Origin of the sequence: Moheibacter sediminis, assembly GCF_900176425.1 — a bacterium.
GTDB lineage: Bacteria > Bacteroidota > Bacteroidia > Flavobacteriales > Weeksellaceae > Moheibacter > Moheibacter sediminis.
The window spans coordinates 152,936-170,146 of the sequence record NZ_FWXS01000001.1 but is presented as its reverse complement, the minus strand read 5'-3'; the positions used below and the strand labels follow the sequence as shown (position 1 = coordinate 170,146).

Below are 17,211 nucleotides of genomic sequence, written 5' to 3'. Positions count from 1 at the left end.
TTTAAAGGTTGAAACAGATAGAATCACCAATTTTACTTCACATTTAAATTTTCACACATGAGAAATAGTTTTATTATTTGGACGATTGTTTTGGCAATGTTTTCTGCCACACTTTCAAATGCACAGATGCAGTTTGAAGCATCGGAAGAATACGGTCAGGTCTTTGACGTGACCTTTGACCCGAACCACCAGAATGTTATTTATGCAAGAACGGTTACGAATCATATTGTAAAATCAACAAACAAAGGCGCAGACTGGGAAGTGATTTATTCGCATCCTCAGGACAATATGTATGTCACCATCAAAGATATGCGCCTTCTCAACGACGGCACAGCTTTGTCATTTATCTGTACGGCTCAAGGAACAGAATTGAACAAGATTGTTATTTTGGATATAGAAACGGAATCGGTAAGTAAAGAATTTTCTTCACCAATAGGAAATCAACCAGATAACCTGATTCAGTCATACAGTATTTTCAAAAACAATGATGATACGGTTTTGATGCATACAACCAAGATATTTGATTTTGGGTTGCAAACAGAAGTTTATTATACAACTGATGGAGGTAATAATTGGGATTTGGTATATAAAAGCTTGGACAATGGAAATATCCATGTAAATAATGTTGCAATTTCTCCTTCTGACGCTGATAAATTATTCATCATGCGTGGAGGTTCACCGGATGTTATGGAAGGAGGTTTATTAATTTCGAACGATGCGGGACAGACCTGGACAGAAAAAATTGCCGGAACGGTTTATTCAGCGATTACATTTAATCCGGCAAATGTGGACGATATATTTTTAGGAACCTTTTATTTGGGAGAAGGTCAGGAGCAAAATCTTTATCGTTCTCAAGATGGTGGTGAAACCTGGAATGTAGTTGATATCGACTGGTCTTCTATGTCAACCAACAGCATTCATTCCATAACTTACAATCCTTTGGATTTAAATCAAATCTTGATTTTGGAAGAAAATGAAATCGTGATTTCTTATGACAGAGGAAATACCTGGACGAATTATGTTTATCCGCTTAATCCTGAAGATTATTATTATGGTTTGACGGCTTCCTTTAATCCATTTGTAAATAATGAAGTGATTATCTGTGCGAATTATTATCCGTTCATTTCACAAGATGGCGGAGAAAATTTATCCAGATTAAATTCCCCTTTTGTAAATCCAACTGGACGATTGGCGGTTTTTGGAAAAGAGGAACAACACGTTTATTATGGTTTGAGAAATGGTTTGATGCACCAGAATTTACAGGAGGGAACTGAGGAAGGATTTAATTTATTGCCAATTGATTTTACTCCAAATGTATCAAACAGCGGTACTCATGCAGACAGAAATGTGGCTGGAAGAGTTTATTTTTCTGTGATGAGTGGAATGATGGGAAATGCTGCCCTTTCTATGAGCAGCGACCACGGCGAAACATCTTCCATAATTTTAGGCGGAAGCTACATCATGTTGATTGCAGTTGACAGCTTTGAACCAAACCCAAATAAAATTGTGGTTTCAATGGGAGAAATCATTTATAAATCAGATATCACAGATTTAGAAAATATAATTACACAGGAAATCATGCCGCCATCTTTTGGGACGGTCACAAGTGTAATGTTTGATGCTGCAGATGACAATATTTTTTATGTGGCTCAAGGAAATAAAATTTACAAAACACAAGATAATGGTCAAACCTGGACAGAACTTTATGCAGTTGAAGAAGGTCATCTTGTGTATGATTTGAAAAAAAATCCGTTAAACTCGCAGGAATTAGCTGCTGCAACTTCAGTTGGTATTTTCATTTCAAATGATTCAGGACAAACCTGGACACAGGTTTACGATGAATCGCCGATGAACAAAGTTGAATTTTCTTCTTTCACCGAAGGAAAGATCGTTGCTTCTTCTCATTTCGAAGATGGCGGTCTTTTTGGCTACCCTGCTTCTGATGCAAAAACGATTTATACCAAAAATAATGGCGAAACTTGGGAGGAAATCGGAACAGACGAATTAGGTTTCATGCGTGCAACTTCAACGGATATTATGTTTACGGGAGAAAATTCTGCAGATGTATATTTCTTGGTTCAGGATTTGGGATTGGTGAAATATACTTTGGATTTAACAACGCTGGGAAATGAAGAAATCAATTCTAATATTTCTGACGTGACCATTTATCCAAACCCTACAACGGGAATATTAAATTTCCAATCCAAATCTGAAGTCCAAAATGTAAATTTATTTGATTTGTCAGGAAGAAAAATTTCTGAATTTAATTCCAATCAAATCAACATTTCATCTTTGCCAAAAGGAATTTATCTTGTAAAAATTTCAACCAAAGATGGGAAAACAACAACGAAAAAAGTGGTTAAAAAGTAACATAAAGTGTTAATTTGTTTAATGTGAAAATCAGGTGGCTTGAAAAGGCTGCCTGATTTTATTTTTATACAAATCTCATTACCTTTGTTTCAATCTTTTTGAGAACGAATGAAGTACTATATCATAGCAGGCGAGGCGTCGGGAGATTTGCACGGTTCCAATTTAATGAAAGAATTAAAAATCAAAGACCCGAATGCAGAATTCCGTCTCTGGGGCGGAGATCTTATGCAGCAACAAGGCGGAACGCTTGTAAAACACTATAAAGACTTGGCTTTCATGGGCTTTTCGGAAGTGATTATGAACCTGCGTACTATTCTCAACAACATTAAAATTTGCAAAAAAGACATTCAGGAATACAAACCCGATGCCGTAATTTTAGTTGATTATCCGGGATTTAATTTGCGCATTGCGGAATTTGTAAAGAATTTGGGAATCAAAGTTTATTATTACATTTCTCCGCAAATCTGGGCTTGGAAAACCGGTCGCGTTCACAAAATCAAAAAGTTCGTGGACAGGATGTTTGTGATTCTTCCTTTTGAAAAAGAATTTTATGCGAAATATGATTATGAAGTAGATTTTGTCGGTCATCCGCTTTTGGATGCGATGAAAGATTTACCTGAAATTAATCTACAGAAATTCAAGTCTGAACATGGATTAGACGAACGAAAAGTAATCGCACTTTTGCCCGGCAGCCGCAAACAGGAAATCAAAAAGAAATTGCCAATAATGCTTTCGGTTGAAAAAGATTTTCCCGAATATCAATTTGTAGTTGCGGGTGCACCTTCACTGGATTTGGAATTTTACAAAGAAATCGGCGGCAGCCAAATCAGAATCGTTTCTAACAAAACTTATGATTTACTCCGAATTTCAGAAGCGGCTTTAGTTACTTCCGGAACGGCGACTTTGGAAACGGCCTTGCTCAACATTCCTGAAGTGGTTTGCTATAAAGGAAGCCGAATCTCCTACGAAATCGGAAAACGCGTCGTGAAATATATCAAATTCATTTCTTTGGTAAATTTAATTATGGACAAAGAAGTTGTCAAAGAATTGATACAACAAGAATTAAACACCAAAAATTTAAAATCCGAACTAACCAAAATCCTGACCGAACCCAAACGTTCTCAGGTTATAAATGACTACAAAGAATTGCGCCAAAAACTGGGCGGACAAGGCGCGTCCGAAAGGACTGCGGAGTTGATTGTGGAGGATTTACAAGAATCATAGATATTATTTTTCAGCACTTTACTCAATATAACTAAACATTTAGTTGTAAAACTAAAAAAATAGTTTATCTTTGTTTTAAAGCTGAAAGAAATGACCAAATTGACGAACAGAGAAGAAGAAATTTTACAAATACTTTGGGATTTGAACGAAGCATTTGTGAAAGACATCATCGAGCATTTGCCTGACGACCCGAAACCGCATTACAACACCATTTCTACGATGGTTCGTTTGATGGCTGAAAAAGGCTGGATAGGACACAAAGCCTATGGCGGTTCGCACAAGTATTTTCCGATTTTACAGAAAGAGGAATATCGTAAAACCATGGTTCCAAAAGTGATTCAGGATTATTTCGATAACTCCTACAAAAACATGGTTTCATTTTTTGCGAAGCAGGACAATCTTTCTGCAGATGATTTACGTGAAATTTTGGAAATGATCGAAAAAGGAGAAAAAAAATGATGACACATTTGATTCAATCTACTTTGATTCTGACGTTGTTTTATGCAGCGTATAGAATTATTTTCGAAAGGTTTACGTTTTTTCAGCACAACCGTATTTTTCTTTTGAGCGGTTTGGGATTATCGTTGGCTTTGCCATTTCTGCCTTTGAATTTTTCCAAGGAAAGAATGGAATATATCTATCTGCCCAAAAGTTATTTTGAAAACATGCCGGCAGAAGTTTCAATTGAAACAAATTCCGCATTTTTCTGGAAGGAATGGACATTTAGCGAATGGATGCTTTCAGTTTATTTATTCGGAGTTGTTTTATTTACTTTTATAATGCTTTTGCAAATTTTTCAGGTTTCATTGCTCATCAATAAAGGAAATTTAATCCGAAAAGATGGCATGAAACTCGTTCTGACAGAGAAAACAACTTCGCCTTTCAGTTTTTTCAATACAATTGTAATGAACCCGAAAATGCTTTCGGAAGAACAATTAGGTCATATCCTTACGCACGAAAATATCCACATCAGCCAATGGCATCAGTTCGATGTTGTGATGGCTGAAATGCTGAAAATCGTGCTTTGGTTTTTCCCGGTCAGCTGGTGGTACGGGAAGTCGATCCGTACAAATTTAGAATTTATTGCAGACACAAATTCACTCGAAAACGGATTAGACAAAAAAGCTTACCAGCTCAATTTGGTTTCTATCAGTCAACAACCTTCCGGTTCTGTTTTGGTCAATAATTTCAGCAAAAAACTTATCAAACACAGAATTAAAATGTTGAACAAAATGAAAACAAAAAAACAAATATTATCGTTTTATGCCGTGTTGATTCCGGCATTGGTGCTGGTTTCCATCGGGATTTCAGTTCAGGCGCAATCTCAAAATGAGAAAGTAAAACAGGTCATCGTTTTATCGGACGAAAAAATCGAACCTGAAAATGTAAGAGTTCAAATCAAGAATGAAAACGGTGAATTTCAGGATTTGGATTCGGTTAATTTAAAACTGATTGAAACAACAAAATTTCCGGATGGTTCGGCGGTTGTAATGAATTTTGACGGAACTATTTCCGAGTTTGAAAATCAAGATATCGCGTTTGGGAGAGCAGCAACTTGGGAAGACCTGAAAGAAATCACTCCAAGTGAAATTTCTACTGTTGATATCATGAAAGATGGTAAAGTTGACAAAATAATCATCACCTACAAAGATGTTAGAAAATCAGATACTATTGTCCGTCCTTCAGTTGGCGTTCAGGGTTATGCGTATTCGTTTAAAGATTCTGATAAGATTCTTTCCCCGAAGGAATTAAAATTAAAAATCCAAAAAGGAGAAATCGATTTGGATAACCCGAAGAATGAATGGCTGAAAGTTTGGAAAGAAAAAGGTTTTAACGAGCCGATTGAGTATTCCCACTATTACAAGACTCCTGAGAATATAATTTTTAAGAAAAACAATCCGATCAATTACAAAATTTTCAAAACAGAAGATTTACAAAAAATACCGGAAGGAATGACTTTTGAAATAGATTCACTTTTAGGTCCTGAACAAAAAATGTTTTTCAAGAATAGAAAAGTCACAAAGACAGGGGACAATACTTTTTCTTCAGATGGAATTAAGATTATTAATTTCAATACAAAAGGATCTAAACTTGTGGCAAATTATATTGGAAATGCTCCTTCAGGATATTATATTGATGGTAAAAAAGTATCAAAAAAGCAATTTGAGAAAACCACTAAGAACAAAAATTATAGAATTTCACACATAATCTCTGACGATCCTAAAATGATAAAAAAGTACGGAAAAGGAATTTCTAAAGATGGAGTCGCATTGGCTACTAAAATCAATTGATTAATCAGTTTCCGTTAATTTATTTTTTCAATTTAAGTAACATTATCCTCATAAAATTTGATATAATTAATTGAATTAAATCTATTTTATATCTTTTAAAAAAAGTCGGAAGAATTATTTTTTCCGACTTTTTTTAAAATTCAATATCCTTCTGAATTTATATATTTAACTCAATGGTTTCACATTTATTTTAATTTTCATAGGCATTCCTTCAGCAGTGATATTCATATTAATGGTTCCGTCTTTAGTAAAACCATTGCTGCGAGCAAGTTTGTAGTTTCCTGTAAAATCTCCTGCAGCTTCACCAACATTTCCTTCAATGGTACCTTTGACACCAATAATGATATCATCAACAGTTATCTTTTCAACAGTCATAGTCATTTTCATGTTACCGGAACCTTGAATGGAACGTTCGTCTGACCAGGAATCTCCCACTCCAACTGGTTCTTCAGGCATTGGAAGAGATATAGAGCCCATATCCATCTGTTGATTGTTGCCCATTCCAGGCATATTAAATTCTGTAATTTTTCCGCGCTCGTTCATTTTCATACTCAAAGTTTTGTCGAGCAAAACCTTCATTTGTTCGTGCATCATTTGCCCCATTCCGGTTTGTTCTTTTGCACTCGAATCATAATTCATCTGCATCCCACCAGCATCCATATCCATTTTTATTTTGTCATACTTAACTTCATAAGTATAAACGGCTGCGGTAAGATCTGTTACTTTCAAATCCATTGCCATGCTCATGTTCATAGAAATTTTTTGCTCACCGTCAGCAGACATATCCATTGTCATCAAGGTTTTTTGCGTATCACCTACTTTGGGTTTTAGTCTGATGAGGACTTTGTCACCTTCGGCACTTTCTATTGATTGCTCGCCAACGGAGCCTTCAGGAGTTTTACTACAGCTGGCAAAAATAAGCGCACAAGCAGAGAAGATTAAAAGAGATTTTTTCATTTTTTTCAAGTTTAAATTATTGTGATAATTATTTTGATTTAATTAAAGCCAAGATACAATAAATTAATTGACAAAGACCATCGGGAAGATGGTCTTTGCACTTATATAACTGATATGGTTTAAAGTTTATTTTACAATAATTTTTTTTACTTGTGTTTCTTTTTCATTTTTAAAATGAAGGAAATATGTTCCGGGAGAAAGTGTTTTGTTGATATGTGTAGTTCCTGAAATCATTTTTGAATCGATTAACCTTCCTGAAGCATCATAAATCTGAAGTTTATGACTACCAGAGGTTTCGATGGTAAAATTTCCTTTAGAGGGATTTGGAAAAACGGCAATGGCTGAAGAGAAAAATTCATTTGTGCCCATATTTACGTTTTCGCCCATTTCGTAAAAAACTTCTCTTTCGTCAAATCCTTGCCCGTCGTCAAAACGGTAATCTGTCCAGACAACATGCAGGTTTCCATTAGGGTCAAATCTTGCAGAAGGCGCATCAAATCCCGGATTTTCCTCATTGATAACGAAAGGCGTTCCAAATCCGCCAGCAGTTGAATATTCCAGAAATGAATTGGTTTGTGCTAGGAAATCATTAAAAATAACAGCGCAATCACTTCCAGAATTACAATCCATATCGATTCGTTTCAGCAATCCTCCAGCATTTGCCACCACTTCGAAAGTATTATCGGAAAGCGTAAATGCATCACCGGCAATGTCATAATCGTAAATGTTCAAAACATCACGATCCGGTCCGGTTTTTTTATTAATCGTCAAAATCATGACTTCACCGGTTCCTGTAGTTGCCAGTACATAGTTATTGTAAAATATATTTTCTGTGGTTATGGTTTTGGATGGGCTGAGTTGGTGCGTTACCTCATCATAAATTTTGTATCTGAGTTCCATTGCACCGCTTCCGGTATTTTCAGAATATAAAATCAGAGCCTTATTGCTGCCAATACTTTTAATATTCGGAAAACCTGCATCGAATCCGTCTGTGACATCAGAAACCGCAATGTCGGCTGACCAATCATTTCCATCAAAATATTTCATATATATTTCTTCATTGACTTGATTTTCTCTGAAATCAAACCCCCAAATCACGACGGGAAGATTATCTGCAGTGCTGTAAATATCATGACGGCTGTTGAAATGGTTTACGGTTCCACCTAAATCAGAAATTTTGAGTCCATCACTCCATATATCATTTGCTGCATCGTAATGAGAATATCCAATATAATTGCGAACATTTTCCATCGCCCATACATTATAAATAACATGAAGGTCACCATTAGGAGAAGCAGCAATCGCAGGGAAATGATTATTTCTTCCTCCAATTTCGCCTCCTTTATCGACGAAAATCGCATCAGTCCATTCTTGCCCAACCACTTTTTTACGGAACATAATTTTCTGAAGACCATTGGAATGGTTGTCATTGTACACTACATAAGCATTTCCTGTATTGCCAACAGCCAAGCGCACATCCCAGGAATCTTCTGTTGGGTTATTAGAAATGTTAAAATCAGGATTGCTCCAATCGAGCGATAAATCCATGGGTCCTAAAGGATTACCAGATTGATGAGGCGGAGCTTCATTAAAGCTTTGAAAGAAAAGTTTACCGTTAGTGTCAGTTTCGTAGGTTCCGGTGGTTTGGGAGAAACTTAGACTGCCAGAAATAAGTGCAGTCAAAAGAAGTAATTCTTTTTTCATAACCTTTATTTTTAAATTAATTATCATAAAGATAACTGATTTAAAATGAATCAGGTAAGCAGGCTCAAACAATTAACAATAAAAAAGTCCCGAATTAACTTCGGGACTTCCTGTTGTTGTGCATGAATTATTGCTTGAGTAACCTGTGCAGGGTTGATTTCCCTTTACAGTTTATTTTTATGAAATAAATTCCTTTTTGTAATCCTGAAACATTGATTTTATCATTGTTCTGGGATTGGGTTTGCAAAACGATTTGTCCGGCTGCATTGAAAATTTCTATCTGAACTTTTTCATTTGTGCTAATATAAAAGAAATTATCTGCCGGATTTGGATATATTTTCAAATTCTGCACAAATAAATCTTCCGTATTCATGGATGCCTCATTGATAACACCTACCGCATCCAAATCAAATCCACTTGACCAAAACGGCGTTGGAAAAGGATCATTGATTGCATTTCCAAATGAATCATAACTTGCGAATTCAGGGTCTATGCTTCCCACAACGTCAATTAGTTTCACATGTGTGATGCTGTTTTTATCGAGCAAAGGATTATCCTCTACTTCTTGCAAATCGAAAGGCGTTCCGAAAGATGCACGGTATTTCCCGGCTAAATTATTGATATACGTCGGGTCAACAGAACCAAATCCACCCACTTGAGTTTCTGTTTGGGTTTCGCTGTGTGCAGGAAATCGGAAAAAATTAATACCATCTGAACTTACTTCTACAAAAGCCAATTCCAAAAAAGTATCGCTGAAACTATTTTCAAAAACTGCAAAGTCAAATCCGGGACCGTTAGTAATTGGTTTGGTAAAATTGAGGATGGCTGTACCGCGGTCTCCTAAACTTACAACAGTTCCATCTGCAATTCCTAAAGCATCATTTTCCGTTCCAAATGAGGCATAATTACTTCCCTGGTCTTGCGCTTCCGGATCAGAAATGTTGATGTAACCTCGGCTGATGGCAACACCCGCTGCCCAGGCAACGAAAAGTTCGCTGTCCTGGGAAATCGCTGTGGAACCTTCCTGTCCGGCAGCCGGCGGATAAGACTGCGCCAGCGTGCTTGCAGAAATTAATCCAATTAATATGAATTGAAATGGTTTCATTATTTGATGATTAATTTTTTGGAAGTTGATTTTTTTCCAGATTGAATTTTCACGATGTAAACACCTTTGTTCAATTCATTTACAGAAACTCCATTTGAAATGTTTGAAGTTGATTTTACAATTCTTCCGGCCAAATCATAAATTTCAACTTTAGAAATATTTTTTCCATCTACAAAGAAAACGCCAGAAGCCGGATTTGGATAAATTTTCACTTCAGCCAAAGTTTGGTCGATGACATTCATTCCTCCTTCTTCATTTTTGTAGAATCCGTTTGGAAGCAATCCCACTGTATATGAAGCTAATGCTAAACCATCTAACGAATAAATTATGACTTCGCCCGGACTTACATAATCAATTGCATCAGCGATATAAATTTTATCATCAATGATATTAAAACCATAAGTTACAGCAACATCCGTTTGAACTAATAAATCGTGTTCAGGAGTTTCTTCTGTCAAATTGATTGTATAAATTCCTCCATCCAAAACGAAATACAATTGATCTTCAAATGATCCTAAATAATTTGGATGATCACCTGATTCAAAGTCATATTGTTTGGTAACTGTATTTGTATTTAAATCAATCTGAAATAAACCACCATCGGTTTCATCTTGTGTCCAAGCTTGTTTTCCACCGCAGATTACATAAAGAAATCCGTCTTTTTCCAACATAGCCAAAGGAACGTCAGCAACCGTAATTTCGGTAACAACATTCGTAGCGACGTCAATTACAGAAACTGTATTTCCGTATCCATAACCACCCTGCTGTGTCACATACAATTTTCCTTCAACTTCGATGATTCTTTCAGGTCCTTCCGAAACGGGAATTGTATTTTCTACTGAATTGGTTTCCAAATTAATTACCGCAACGTAATCATCTTCGGCATCTCCCGCATCTCCCCAGTTCGTCACATATCCTTTTCCGTTGCTGAATGCAATATGGCGCGGATTTTCCAATCCTTCATCAATTGTTGTAATTAATTCAAAAGAATGTCGGTTAACCACTCTTATTGTTTGTGAACCATTTAAAACGATGTAAGCATTTTCACCATTGAAACCCATTCCCTGAGCGGTATTTCCTAATTCTGTACCCTCATTTGCTGCGCCAAAAATATCATTGGTCAGAGCTCCTTCATCCGACAGGAATGAAAGTGAAGCTGTGTTGGTTCCAAACAGTCCTTCGTTGGCAATGATAATTCCTGAAGAATAATCCTGAGCAAATGTAATAGCTGAGAATAAAACGCCAAGAATCAGAAAATTGAATTTTTTGTAAAGGTTTTTCATTATATAAATTTTATTTGTTTTACTAATTAATCATTGAAATAAACACCGTTCGGAATGATACCGCTGATGGGATATTTGCTTTCTAAATTTCCGTTTAAAGCATACACGAAAAGCTCGCCGTTACTTTGGTAATCTTTTGCATCGCAGGCATAAATCCATCCATTGTCCACATTAAATCCATACAAAATTTCCATACCGTTTCCGGAAGTAGAAATGAACGGCGAAGCCGAAGGTTCAATGTTGGAAGTTTCTGTTCTGAAAATGTCTTTTCCGATGGTGTAATAAACTTTTCCGGCTTCAATCTGAAGGAAATTCGGATGAATACCGTTTTCAAAAGTAAACTGGTCAACTATCTCGTTGTTTTGCAAATTGATTTTGTACATTGCTGCCGTGGTTTCGCTTCCTGTCCATGCTGCTTTTCCTGAACATAAAACAAATAAAAATCCGTTGTCAGCAACCATTCCATTCGGCACGTCGGAAAGAGTAATGCTTCCGGTAATGCTTCCTGAATTCAAATCCAAAATACTGATGGAATTTCCATAACCATGTCCGCCTTTGTGTTCGATAAATAATTTTCCGTTTTCTTCTACAAGTCTTTCAGGACCTTCGATTACAGGGATTTTAGCTGTGATCGAATTGGAATTCAAATCCACCACTGAAATGAAATCATCCGTCGTGCTGCTGCCATTTCCCCAATTGGAAATGTATCCTTTTCCGTTGTGAAATTCGATATAGCGCGGATTTTGTAATTCGCCTGCGATGGTTCCTACACTTTTAAAAGTGTACCGATTGACAACTTCCACCGTATTGGAATTATTTACCACGATGTAAGCCAAATCTTCATGGAAACTGATACTTTGCGCAACATCCCCCAGCTTTCTGCTGTTGACCGCTTCGAAAATATTATTTTGAATTTGTCCTGTGCTTGAAATGAAAGTTATCGAAGCATTTGCATACGTAAATCCGCCTTCGTTCAGGACAAAAACACCATTTGCAAAATCCCCTTCTATCGTCTGAGTACCATTGTCGTCACTGTTACAGGAGAAAATAAAAATTGAAATGGCAAAAATTAAATACAGATTAAATTTGTTCATTTTGTTTAAATTTTAATGTTGATGAAAAAATGGAAATTCCTTCCCGGCATCGGGCGCGATTTCACGGCTTCAAATTCATAATCCATCAGGTTCAGGATTTCAAATCCTACTTTATATGTTTTTGATTTTCCGAAATCGTAGTCCAAACCTAAATTGCATACAAAATAATGGTCTAGCTGATGTTCAGCCTCATTTCGGGTTGTATGGTAAATTTTTCCGTTGAAAAGAAACTGGTAATAAAGCGAAAATCCATTCCAGCCATAACCCAAAGAAGCAGTGGCTTTGTGGAATGGAACATAAATCAATTGTTTGTCGAGGTTTTGGTCATTTGAAATCGTGTAACCATAAGTCCCGTTTAAGGTAAAATGGTGTTTTCCAAATGATTTCCGAGCCGAAAGCACGCTTTCGATTCCGTACATATTCACATCCTCCACATTTTCAGGTTTCCAGAAAAGACCGGTTAAACCGTTTGAATTAGGAACCCAGCGAATAAGATTTTCAATCCAGTTGTAATAAGCCGTGACTGAAAATGTAAAATTTTTATTGTGAAATTCATTTGTGATTTCTGCCTGATAAGAAGATTCCGGTAATAAATCCGGGTTTCCAACGACAGGCGTGTACAAATCGTTATAAGTCGGAATTCTGAAGTTTTTGGACGCATTAAATTTAATTCTGTAAAAATCTGCCGCATCAAATTTTCCGCCCAATGAATACAAAAACGGATTTCCGTAAGCTTCTGTCAATTCCTGACGAATGCTCAATTCATAATAAAATTTAGGATGAATTTTATGCTTCGCCGACAAACTCAAAGAACCCAAATACCTTTGCTGCATACCCATTTCTTCGCCACTGAAACCTTCATTTCTGATGTAATCGAGAATTGCATTGAATTGAATTTTGTTGGATACGTTATAATTGAGGTTATATTTCGCATTGATGGTATTTACTTCTCCCAAATCAAAATTTTCGTTTGCTATATCTTCAAAAAACCGATATCTCTCTGTGAGATAAGCCAATTTCAAATCAGAATCAAATTTACCAAAATGGCTTTCCCAATTAACCAAACTTCTTGTGTTGTAATCTTCGTAACGTGTTTTGGTAGCGTAAGGTGTTACAACAGCAAGATTTCGTTTTGCCTGGAAAATGTTTCCGAAAAATTTCAATGTATTTTTGGGATTGATTTTATAACCCAAAGCCAAACTTGCATTGTTGTTGTAAAATTGTCCGTTGACGTTTTTATCTATTCCATATTTTTGATCAGGAAAATCAAAATCATTGTCGGACGAATACCTCGCCAATCCTACATTGAAACTGAAATCATCTGTGGAAAATTTACTGTCGAAATTGGCTCCAAAAGTGTTGAAACTTCCGTATTTGGCAAATAATTCATTGGTGAAATTATTTTTAAAATTAATTTCATTGACCAATTCAATACTTCCGCCCACAGAATTATTTAAGTCCGCGACATTTCCGCCGCCGCCTTTTACATTGATTTTGTCAAATCCACGGATGTTTACTGTGTTGAAATCCGTTTGCCCGGTGGTTTGAGAATTGATATTGATTCCGTTCCATAAAACGACAGTTTGTGAAGCCGTTGTTCCTCTGAATGAAGGCGAAGCAACCATTCCGGCGCCATTTTCTTTGAAATAAATTGGGGTGTTGAAATTGAGCAAATTGGTCAAAGAAGGCTGACTTCTTTTCAAAACGGAATCAGAAAGTGCGATGACATTTTGGGTTTGAGAATTGCGAATGAGTTTTCTTTCCGAAAGATTTGATTCTTCCAGCTGAATGGTATCATTTTGTGCAGAAACCAGTTGAAATCCCAACAGGAAACACAGTGAAACAAAAATGTTTTTCATAACATAATCTGCCTTTCCACCGAAAGCAAAAATTGTTTTTTATTTAATTATGGAACTGGCAGGTCTCCTGGCTTGTTCTGCTTTTTTCCTTCCCATACGCCGCAACGCACAGTGGATTGTAGAAAGCAACTAAATGAACTTACAGTTGCGGGGACAGCTCCGGATTTTGACCGGATTCCCTTTTAACCCCGATTTTAATCGGGACACCAATTCGGGGCAAATGTAAGGAATAAAAATCGTTGTCAATAACTTAACTTTTCTAAAAGTTGTATATAAATTAAAAAAATCTAAATTTGTTATAAACCAAAAGTATTTAAACAATGGATGAAAAAACTAAAGGAATCGTGAGTTACCTTACATGGATAGGGCTCATAATTGTGATTTTAACTGATAAACCGCGTTCGGAGTATGTTAGTTTCCACATTCGACAGTCTCTTGGTCTTATGTTGTTATGGTCATTTGGAGGTATTTTTTATTACCTTCCAGGAATTGGAAAATTTATTGTGGGTTTATTGTACTTAGTTCTATTTGTATTTTGGATAATAGCATTGATGGGGGCGTTGAACCATGAAAGAAAAATAATACCTGTTTTGGGAGAAAAGTTCCAAGAGTGGTTCAAATCAATTTAAAAATATCAAATTATATATGGAAACAAACTCACCTTACAAATCAGAAAAAAAACTAGTTGCAGGTATTTTAGGTATCTTGTTGGGAGGTTTTGGTATTCATAAATTTTATTTAGGATACACAAAAGCCGGAATCATACAAATCATCGTAACGTTGGTTACTTGTGGTGTAGGTTCAATTTTAGGATTAATAGAAGGGATTATCTATTTAACAAAAACAGATGAGGAATTCGATCAAACCTATGTACACAACCAGAAAGAATGGTTTTAATCTGAGATTTTGATTGAAAAGTAAAATCCCGCCTTTTAGCGGGATTTTTTATAGGACTTGATTTAGATTATTTAACCAAAAACTTCTTTGTAAAAGTCTTTCCGTTTATATCTTTGAAAACCGCGATGTAAAATCCTTTTGGTAATTGCTGAAGTGAAACTGTACCGGAAGCGTCAAGATTGGTTTTGCTAACCACTTTTCTTGCACCCACATCTAAAATATTTAAGGATTGAATTTTAGAATTCAAGTTTTTGATGTTATAAATTAAATTTTTGTCTTTTACCACAATGCTCAAATTAGCATTTGAAAATTCCTGAGTAGCCATCGTTCCGGATTTTGCTATCTCAATCACGAATTCTAATGCAAGCTTTACAAATTTTACAGAGTGCGTAGCATTGCTGCCCATATTAGCAAAAGTATCTTGAGTAGTATGAATAAATGGATTTATATCATCAAAATCTGCTTCAAAAGGAAATGAAGCGAGGTAACCTTGCTCAGACCAGCTTGCATGATCCGAACAACCATAACCACACTCAGAACTACCATATGTGATAACATGATTTCCAGTTGCATTATAGTGTTCCATCAATTCAATTAAATATAAATTCAAATCGTCAGAAGTGTAACCTAAATTACTATCATCAATTAGAGCTATGTCAAAGCTTGACCCGTTGTAATTGGTCATGTCGAATTGGGCGACCGCCAAGACATTTTTATTAGCTGTTTTATATGTATCAGCAATATCGGCAGATCCATACAAGCCGATTTCTTCTGCTGCATATCCCATAATTTGTACTGTTTTTGAAGGGCGGAAATTATTAGCTAACAGAATACGAAGAGTTTCCGTTAAAACTGCAATTCCTGATGCGTTGTCGTCTGCTCCTGGAGCAACAATAATCAATGATTGATCTCCGCTGTCTAAATGACCTCCAATAATTACGATATCTTCAGGGTTTTCTGTGCCGGGTATGGTCAGAATTACAGATTTTTGGTTTGTGAAATCATGGTTGAACAATTCTACGGTGATGTCACTTCTTTCAGCTTGCGTTACGAGATTTTGCCACATTTCCTTGATGTCAATTGAGGCTTGAACACCTGTGGAGGTAGTGTGAAAGCGGGTGCCATATTCTTCTAACTGCATAATTGTATTAGCAATATTTTGCTCGTTTACTTCACCAATGCATTGGGTCACAAATTCATCCTCGGTAATTGTGAAATCAAGGACATTAAGATTGATCTTTGGTAAACTGTTTATCGAAGATATAGCAGACGCTCTATCTTTTTTAAATATATAGCCGGAACCGTGACGATTTCCACAGTTATGCAGATGACTTGCAACTTCTTTATTTACATAAACAGCTGCCAGATCTCTGGATTCAGAAATCACTTCGATCATTTCCGGATGTTCCGATTTTAAGTTCTGCGCAATATGCGCTTCCATCGTAGCATAAAACCAATCATTGTCCTGTGCGAAGACTACACCTGACAATAAAAGGAATAATAATAAATGTTTTAATTTTTTCATGTGCTAGTTAATACTTTAAAGTAAAGCGAATGTACGTAATATTTTTACGCTCATCTAAGAATTTTTGTTCGTAATAAGTTTGTGTAGAAACAACTTCCGTAGGAATTTCATGATTATCCGGATGGTAGATGTTGTGATTGGAAAACAATACTTTGTGTCCTTCTGACTGAATGATTCCATGCGTATATCCATGCAAAAATTCACTGTCTGTTTTGAGATGTACTATTCCATTTTCATTCAGAATTTTATGGTATCTCCTTAGGAAATCAGGATGTGTCAAACGGTGTTTAGTTCTCTTTAATTTAATTTGCGGATCGGGAAAAGTAATCCAGATTTCGCTTACTTCATTTTCTGCAAATGCATGGTCAACCAGTTCAATTTGAGTACGTAAAAATCCGGCATTGGTTTTTTCATTTTCCAAAGCAGTTTTTGCACCACGCCAGAAACGCGCACCTTTTATATCGATTCCGATAAAATTTTTCTCAGGGAATTTTTCAGCCAAAGCAATTGTATATTCACCTTTTCCACATCCTAATTCCAAAACAATGGGATTGTCATTTTTAAAAAATTCCTTGTTCCATTTGCCTTTTAGCGGGAAATTATTGATCATTTCCTCACGGGTCGGCTGCACTACATTTTCAAACGTCTTATTTTCAGAAAATCTTTTTAATTTATTTTTTGCCATAACTTATTTTGAATCAGGACGCGAAAGTACGGGATTAAAAAATTTCCTCAAAATAGATAAAAAATTATTTGGTGAAATAAAAAATGCTCTTATCTTTGCAATCCGATTTGGGGCTCTTAGCTCAGCTGGTTCAGAGCACCTGCCTTACAAGCAGGGGGTCACTGGTTCGAACCCAGTAGGGCCCACATCATTTAAAAAGACTTTCAGGAAACTGAGA

At 36.1% G+C, this 17,211-nt stretch carries 14 protein-coding genes, 1 tRNA gene and 1 riboswitch; of the genes, 7 read left to right on the top strand and 8 right to left on the bottom strand.

Annotation, left to right across the window (positions count from 1 at the left end; all coding sequences use genetic code 11):
• The first annotated feature begins 57 nt into the window (after window positions 1–57).
• From B8977_RS00685 to B8977_RS00670, 4 genes are all read left to right on the top strand, one after another.
• Window positions 58–2,370 carry a T9SS type A sorting domain-containing protein gene (locus B8977_RS00685; RefSeq protein WP_084015355.1) on the top strand — a complete coding sequence of 771 codons (2,313 nt, stop codon included), beginning with the start codon at window positions 58–60 and terminating at the stop codon, window positions 2,368–2,370.
• 108 nt (window positions 2,371–2,478) lie between these two features.
• Entirely contained in the window at window positions 2,479–3,594 is a 1,116-nt protein-coding gene (gene lpxB / locus B8977_RS00680) for a lipid-A-disaccharide synthase (RefSeq protein ID WP_084015354.1), read from the top strand.
• 90 nt (window positions 3,595–3,684) lie between these two features.
• Complete coding sequence (locus B8977_RS00675; protein WP_084015353.1) at window positions 3,685–4,053, top strand: BlaI/MecI/CopY family transcriptional regulator; 369 nt, start codon at window positions 3,685–3,687, stop codon at window positions 4,051–4,053.
• Window positions 4,050–5,885, top strand: coding sequence for a M56 family metallopeptidase (locus tag B8977_RS00670; RefSeq protein WP_084015352.1), 1,836 nt, complete (start codon window positions 4,050–4,052; stop codon window positions 5,883–5,885). Before B8977_RS00675 ends, B8977_RS00670 begins: the two co-directional genes overlap by 4 nt.
• A 165-nt stretch (window positions 5,886–6,050) precedes the next feature.
• Here B8977_RS00670 and B8977_RS00665 read toward each other — a convergent pair whose 3' ends face one another.
• The 6 genes from B8977_RS00665 to B8977_RS00640 all read right to left on the bottom strand — a co-directional run bounded on the left by B8977_RS00665 (window position 6,051) and on the right by B8977_RS00640 (window position 13,887).
• Window positions 6,051–6,842 (bottom strand): DUF6263 family protein, encoded by a 792-nt coding sequence (locus tag B8977_RS00665; RefSeq protein ID WP_084015351.1) that lies wholly within the window; start codon window positions 6,840–6,842, stop codon window positions 6,051–6,053.
• A 126-nt stretch (window positions 6,843–6,968) separates the two neighbouring features.
• On the bottom strand, window positions 6,969–8,546 hold the full coding sequence (locus B8977_RS00660; RefSeq protein ID WP_159447431.1) for a T9SS type A sorting domain-containing protein: 1,578 nt from the start codon (window positions 8,544–8,546) through the stop codon (window positions 6,969–6,971).
• Between the two features lie 127 nt (window positions 8,547–8,673).
• A complete protein-coding gene (locus tag B8977_RS00655) occupies window positions 8,674–9,651 on the bottom strand; it encodes a T9SS type A sorting domain-containing protein (protein ID WP_084015349.1) in 978 nt (325 codons plus the stop codon).
• A complete protein-coding gene (locus B8977_RS00650; RefSeq protein ID WP_084015348.1) occupies window positions 9,651–10,934 on the bottom strand; it encodes a T9SS type A sorting domain-containing protein in 1,284 nt (427 codons plus the stop codon). Before B8977_RS00650 ends, B8977_RS00655 begins: the two co-directional genes overlap by 1 nt.
• Window positions 10,935–10,960: 26 nt before the next feature.
• Window positions 10,961–12,028, bottom strand: a complete 1,068-nt coding sequence (locus B8977_RS00645) for a YncE family protein (RefSeq protein ID WP_084015347.1) — start codon at window positions 12,026–12,028, stop codon at window positions 10,961–10,963.
• 5 nt (window positions 12,029–12,033) lie between these two features.
• Window positions 12,034–13,887: a TonB-dependent receptor plug domain-containing protein gene (locus B8977_RS00640; protein ID WP_084015346.1), complete on the bottom strand. Its 1,854-nt coding sequence runs from the start codon at window positions 13,885–13,887 to the stop codon at window positions 12,034–12,036.
• 40 nt (window positions 13,888–13,927) lie between these two features.
• Window positions 13,928–14,113, bottom strand: a riboswitch (cobalamin riboswitch).
• Between the two features lie 94 nt (window positions 14,114–14,207).
• Here B8977_RS00640 and B8977_RS00635 point away from each other — a divergent pair.
• Both B8977_RS00635 and B8977_RS00630 read left to right on the top strand, forming a co-directional pair.
• A complete protein-coding gene (locus B8977_RS00635) occupies window positions 14,208–14,516 on the top strand; it encodes a DUF4870 domain-containing protein (RefSeq protein ID WP_084015345.1) in 309 nt (102 codons plus the stop codon).
• Window positions 14,517–14,532: 16 nt separating this feature from the next.
• Window positions 14,533–14,784 (top strand): TM2 domain-containing protein, encoded by a 252-nt coding sequence (locus tag B8977_RS00630; RefSeq protein ID WP_084015344.1) that lies wholly within the window; start codon window positions 14,533–14,535, stop codon window positions 14,782–14,784.
• A 67-nt stretch (window positions 14,785–14,851) separates the two neighbouring features.
• Here the strand turns inward: B8977_RS00630 and B8977_RS00625 are convergent, their stop codons facing one another.
• Together B8977_RS00625 and trmB are read right to left on the bottom strand one after the other, a co-directional pair.
• A complete protein-coding gene (locus B8977_RS00625; RefSeq protein WP_084015343.1) occupies window positions 14,852–16,309 on the bottom strand; it encodes a M20/M25/M40 family metallo-hydrolase in 1,458 nt (485 codons plus the stop codon).
• Between the two features lie 7 nt (window positions 16,310–16,316).
• A complete protein-coding gene (gene trmB, locus B8977_RS00620) occupies window positions 16,317–16,994 on the bottom strand; it encodes a tRNA (guanosine(46)-N7)-methyltransferase TrmB (protein ID WP_084015342.1) in 678 nt (225 codons plus the stop codon).
• Window positions 16,995–17,104: 110 nt separating this feature from the next.
• Between trmB and B8977_RS00615 the strand changes: the two genes are divergently transcribed.
• Window positions 17,105–17,179: transfer RNA gene (locus B8977_RS00615), tRNA-Val, on the top strand.
• The last annotated feature ends 32 nt before the right edge of the window (window positions 17,180–17,211 follow it).